The 5,276-nt window shown below is 68.1% G+C and carries 4 protein-coding genes and 1 pseudogene; 1 reads left to right on the top strand and 4 read right to left on the bottom strand.

Annotation, left to right across the window (positions count from 1 at the left end):
• Nucleotides 1-150, bottom strand: a pseudogene (locus N878_RS29515) (hypothetical protein); the annotation flags it as partial.
• Nucleotides 151-295: 145 nt separating this feature from the next.
• Here N878_RS29515 and N878_RS11950 point away from each other — a divergent pair.
• Nucleotides 296-931 (top strand): FMN-binding negative transcriptional regulator, encoded by a 636-nt coding sequence (locus N878_RS11950; RefSeq protein ID WP_031303080.1) that lies wholly within the window; start codon nucleotides 296-298, stop codon nucleotides 929-931.
• A gap of 139 nt (nucleotides 932-1,070) precedes the next feature.
• Here N878_RS11950 and N878_RS11945 read toward each other — a convergent pair whose 3' ends face one another.
• The 3 genes from N878_RS11945 to uvrD all read right to left on the bottom strand — a co-directional run bounded on the left by N878_RS11945 (nucleotide 1,071) and on the right by uvrD (nucleotide 5,196).
• A complete protein-coding gene (locus N878_RS11945; RefSeq protein ID WP_021443888.1) occupies nucleotides 1,071-1,649 on the bottom strand; it encodes a TetR family transcriptional regulator in 579 nt (192 codons plus the stop codon).
• Between the two features lie 212 nt (nucleotides 1,650-1,861).
• Entirely contained in the window at nucleotides 1,862-2,953 is a 1,092-nt protein-coding gene (locus N878_RS11940; protein ID WP_021443887.1) for a TRAP transporter substrate-binding protein, read from the bottom strand.
• 59 nt (nucleotides 2,954-3,012) lie between these two features.
• Complete coding sequence (uvrD, locus tag N878_RS11935) at nucleotides 3,013-5,196, bottom strand: DNA helicase II (RefSeq protein WP_021443886.1); 2,184 nt, start codon at nucleotides 5,194-5,196, stop codon at nucleotides 3,013-3,015.
• Nucleotides 5,197-5,276 lie beyond the last annotated feature (80 nt).

The raw sequence follows: 5,276 nt of genomic DNA, 5'->3' as shown, positions 1-5,276 counted from the left end.
GGCGGCCGGCTGCGTGGGCTGGGCCTGACGGGTCTGGTGGCTGGGCGCGGAGCCGAACGACTTGCCGCCGCCGAAGCGCTTGGCATGGGCCTCGAAGCTGAAGGTCAGGGCCAGGCACAGGACCATGGCGATACTGAGGAAACGCTGCATCACGGTTTTCTCTCTGGTGGAAAGGCGTGGCGGCATCTTGCCCGGCATGGGCGGCGATGACCAGTGACAGAATGTTTCCGGCTTTTGCTTTGCGCCGCGACGGTGCAGCATGGCGGTCGAGTCGAGCCTGTCCGGAGCCGCCACCTTGTATCAGCCGAAAGCCTTCGCCGTGAGTGATCTTGCCGCCCTGCACCAGTTGATCGAGCAGAGCCCGCTGGCGACCCTGGTCAGCCCGGGCGCAAACGGCCTGCAGGCCAGCCATCTGCCGTTGCTGCTGGTGGCGCAGGAGGGCGAGTTCGGCACCCTCTACGGTCATTTCGCCCGGGCCAACCCGCAATGGCGCGAGCTGAACGGCGACGCCGAGGCGCTGGCGATCTTTCAGGCCGGCGAGGCCTACGTCAGCCCCGGCTACTACCCGAGCAAGGCCGAGCACGGCAAGGTGGTGCCGACCTGGAACTACCAGGCGGTGCACGTGCGCGGCCGGCTCGAGGTATTCGACGAGCGCGAGCGCCTGCTCGATCTGGTCGGCCGCCTCAGCGCCCATCACGAGCGGGGGCGGGCGCAGCCCTGGGCGGTAAGCGATGCGCCGGCCGACTATATCGACGGCATGCTGCGCGCCATCGTCGGCTTCGCCCTGCCGATCCGGCGGATCGAGGGCGTGCGCAAGCTCAGCCAGAACAAGGGCGCCGCCGACTTCGCCGGCGTGCGTGAGGGTTTGGCGCAGTCCTCGCGGGCGGAGGAGCGGCGGATCGCCGAGGCGATGGCGGGTCTGAAGCGCTAGGCTGTCGCCGGGCCGCCCAGGCGGTGCGCATCACGGCCTTGTCGGGATTGCGCCCCGGTGTGCGGTTGCTCCTGTAGCCGGATGCAATCCGGGCCTGTGCACGAGGATTTCCGCGCCGCGCATGCGCGCCATTTCCCCTTCAGCGGCGCAGCAGCAGGGCCAGCGCGCCGCAGCGCAGCTGGCCGCGCAGGAAGGCGCGGAATTCGGCGGCGTCTTCCTCGGGGTGGCGCAGCCAGTGCACGAAGCTGCGCAGGTAGGCGCCGGTGAGCAGGGTCTCTTCGGCGATGCGGCGCAGGTGCAGGGTCTCCCGCCCGGCGGCCTCGCGCCACCACTGCACGGTGCGGCTGATGCGCATCAGGCCGAGCAGCTGCAGGTGGATATGCCCGGGCTCGAGCTTGTACAGCAGCATCTGCCCGGTCACCGCGCGGTGCGCGGCGAGGCTGTCGAGCCAGGCCAGCAGGCAGGCTTCCAGGCGCTGTTCGGCGTTCAGTTCGGCGAGGTCGGGCTGGCGTGCGCGGGCCAGCATGGCCAGGTCGGCGCGGTCGAACCAGGCTTCGACCAGGGCGTCCTTGTCGCGATAGTGCGGGGCGATGTCGTCCAGTCCGGCGCCGAGGGCGGCGGCCACTTCGAACAGGTGCAGGCGCTCCCAGCCGCAGACGTCGGCCAGCTGCAGGGCGCTGTCGAGGATGCGGGCGGGGGTGAGGGCGGCTTTCTTCATCGGTTCACCTCGCCTTCGAGTATGGCCGCGCCGCCGCCACCCAGGGCCTGAAACGACAAACGGAAGCCGAGGCTTCCGTTTGCGGGCATGTCATCCGGGCTACGCAGTTCGTAGGGTGGATCACGCTTCACCGATCCACCCTTTGCTGGATGTGGAAAGCGACAGCTACGCGCCCCGATCCACCCTACGCTTATCCGGCTGCGACGCTCGCCTCAGCGCCAGTTGTACAGTTCCTTCTCCGAGACCGAATGCATCGGCGCGGCGAGGGCCTGGAAGGCCTTCATCGAGGCCCAGATGCGGCCGTTCAGCTCGCTCTGCGCGGCCAGCTCGCCGAGCACCACATCGGCCTCGCGCTGCATGGCGTCGAGCACCTCGTCGGGGAAGCGCTTGAGCAGGGTGCCGCTCTTCTTCAGCTGATCCAGGGCCAGGGCATTGTGGTAGACGTAGTCGTCAAGCATGTCCTGGCTGGCGCCGCGGGCGGCCTCGGTGAGGATCGCCTGCAGGTCGGCTGGCAGGCTGTCCAGGGCCTTCTGGTTGACCAGCAGCTCGAGCACCGCCTGTGGTTCCTGCCAGCCCGGGTAGTAGTAGTACTTGGCCGCCTGCTGCAGGCCGAAGGCCTGGTCGTTGTAGGGGCTGACCCAGTCGGTGGCATCGATGGCGCCGGTCTGCAGGGCGGTGAACACCTCGCCGCCGGGGATGTTGACGGTGATCGCGCCGAGCTTGGCCAGCACCTCGCCGCCCAGGCCAGGGGTGCGGATCTTCAGGCCCTTGAGGTCGTCCAGCGAGTTGATTTCCTTGTTGAACCAGCCGCCCATCTGCATGCCGGTGTTGCCGACCACGAAGGGCTTCACCCCGTGCGGCGCATAGGCCTCGTCCCACAGCGCCTGGCCGCCGCCCTTGCTCAGCCAGGCATTCATTTCCAGGGTCGACAGGCCGAACGGCACCGAAGTGAAGAACTGCGCGGTGTTGACCTTGCCCTTCCAGTAGTACGCAGCGCCGTGGCCCAGCTCGGCGGTGCCACGCGACACGGCGTCGAACACCTCCAGCGGCGGCACCAGTTCGCCGCCGGCGTAGACCTTGATGGTCAGGCGGCCGTCGCTCATGGTCTTGACCCGCTCGGCCAGGCGCTCGGCGGCGGTGCCCAGGCCGGGGTAGTTCTTCGGCCAGGCGGTGACCATCTTCCACTGGTAGGTCTGCGCCGGGGCGGCGGCCTGCTCGCTGCCGGCCTGGTCGTCCTTGCAGCCGGCCAGGCCGAGGGCGGCCAGCAGGGCCGCGGTGGCGGTGAAGAGATGACGGCGATTCATCGGAGCTTCCTTATTGTGGGTTCTCAATCCCGTGGTCCGGAGGCGAATCGGGACGATGGTCAAAGCGCCTCCAGCTTGGCGTAGCTGAGCATCAGCCACTTGCTGCCTTCGCTTTCGAAATTCACCTGCACCCGCGCCTGCGCGCCGGCACCCTCGAAATTGAGGATGGTGCCCTCGCCGAACAGGCTGTGACGCACGCGCTGGCCCAGGTTGAAGGGGGTCTGCGGCACGGCGCTGCCGGCGAACAGGCTGCCACCGCCCATCGCACTGGTGCTCAGCGGGCGGCTGACACTGTTGCTCAGGCGCACTTCCTGAATCAGCGGTGCGGGGATTTCGCGGACGAAGCGCGACACCTTGTTGTAGGTCTCGCTACCGTACAGACGGCGGGTCTCGGCGTAGCTGATCACCAGCCGGTGCATGGCACGGGTAATGCCGACATAGGCCAGGCGGCGTTCTTCTTCCAGGCGGCCCGGTTCTTCCAGGCTCATCTTGTGCGGGAACAGACCCTCTTCCATGCCGACCAGGAACACCAGGGGGAATTCCAGGCCCTTGGCGCTGTGCAGGGTCATCAGCTGAATGCTGTCCTCGTTCTCGGCGGCCTGGGTGTCGCCGGCCTCCAGCGAGGCGTGGGTGAGGAAGGCCTGCAGCGGGGTCAGCTCCTCGTCTTCGTCGTTCTCGAAGGCGCGCGCGGCGCTGACCAGTTCTTCCAGGTTCTCCACCCGCGCCTGGCCCTTCTCGCCCTTTTCCGCCTGGTGATAGGCGATCAGCCCGCTCTGCTCGATGACGGTCTGGGTCATCAGGTGCAGGGGCATGGCCAGGACCTCCTCGGCCAGGGTCTCGATCAGCTCGATAAAGCCGGCCAGGGCAGCGGAGGCGCGCCCCGGCAAAGCCTTGCCCGCCAGCATCAGGCGAATCGCTTCCCACATGTGCACGTCGTGGGCGCGGGCGTACTCGCGAATGCTCTCGATGGTCTTCTCGCCGATGCCGCGCGCTGGCACGTTGACGATGCGCTCCAGCGCCGCGTCGTTGCCGCGGCCGTCGAGCAGGCGCAGGTAGGCCATGGCGTTCTTGATCTCGGCGCGCTCGAAGAAGCGCTGGCCGCCGTAGATGCGGTAGGGAATCTTCTCGCGCAGCAGCGCCTCTTCCAGCACCCGCGACTGGGCATTGGAGCGGTAGAGGATGGCGATCTCGCTGCGCTTGAGGCCTTCCTTGCGCAGCGCGTCCTCGATCGACTCGACCACGTAGCGCGCTTCGTCGTGCTCGTTGAACGCGGCGTACAGCGCCAGCGGCTCGCCGTCGTCGCCGTCGGTCCAGAGTTCCTTGCCCAGGCGCCCCTGGTTGTTGGCGATCAGCGCGTTGGCGGCCTTGAGGATACCGGCGGTGGAGCGGTAGTTCTGTTCCAGGCGGATCAGCTGGGTACCTTCGAAGTCGCTGGAGAACTGCTGGATGTTCTCGATCCGCGCGCCGCGCCAGCCGTAGATCGACTGGTCGTCGTCGCCCACCACCATCAGGCTGTCGCCGCCCTGGGCCAGCAGGCGCAGCCAGGCGTACTGCACGGCGTTGGTGTCCTGGAACTCGTCGACCAGGATATGGCGGAAGCGCCGCTGGTAGTGCTCGAGCAGGCCCGGCTTGTCGCGCCACAGGTCGAGGGCGCGCAGCAGCAGTTCGGAGAAATCGATCACCCCGGTGCGCGCGCAGGCCGCCTCGTAGGCCTCGTAGATGCCGCGCATGGTGGCCAGGAACAGGTCGCCGCCGGCCTGGATATGCTGGGGCCTTAACCCCTCATCTTTTTGCCCGTTGATAAACCACTGCGCCTGCTTGGCCGGCCAGCGCTGTTCGTCCAGGCCCAGTTCGCGGATCACCCGCTTGATCAGGCGCTGCTGGTCGTCGGAGTCGAGAATCTGGAAGTTCTCCGCCAGCCCGGCTTCCTGCCAGTGCGCGCGCAGCAGGCGATGGGCCAGGCCGTGGAAGGTGCCGACCCACATGCCGGCCGGGTTGTGGCCGAGCATCTGCTCGATGCGCGCGCGCATTTCGGCGGCGGCCTTGTTGGTGAAGGTCACCGACAGGATCGAATGGGGCGAGGCGCCCACCGCCTGGATCAGCCAGGCGATGCGGTGCACCAGCACGCGGGTCTTGCCGGAACCGGCGCCGGCCAGCACCAGTTGGCGCCCGAGCGGGGCGGCCACGGCCTGGACCTGGGCGTCGTTGAGAGAAGCGATCAGGAGTTCGGGGTCGTTTTGCATCGCGGCATTCTAGGGGGCGCGGCCACGTCGGGCAAACCGCGCGCGGCGCACGGCGGCAGCTGACGACCGGCGGGTCAGCG

This window comes from Pseudomonas sp. EGD-AK9 (genome assembly GCF_000465935.2).
Classification (GTDB): Bacteria; Pseudomonadota; Gammaproteobacteria; order Pseudomonadales; family Pseudomonadaceae; genus Aquipseudomonas.
The sequence above is the reverse complement of the archived record's forward strand: the minus strand, read 5'-3'. Positions and strand labels throughout refer to the sequence as shown.

What these genes read in the sequence shown, in the direction of transcription:
- N878_RS11945 (WP_021443888.1), bottom strand. Translation starts at nt 1,649, where the DNA reads ATGAAGAAAGCCGCCCTCACCCCCGCCCGCATCCTCGACAGCGCCCTG.
- N878_RS11940 (WP_021443887.1), bottom strand. Translation starts at nt 2,953, where the DNA reads ATGAATCGCCGTCATCTCTTCACCGCCACCGCGGCCCTGCTGGCCGCC.
- uvrD (WP_021443886.1), bottom strand. Translation starts at nt 5,196, where the DNA reads ATGCAAAACGACCCCGAACTCCTGATCGCTTCTCTCAACGACGCCCAG.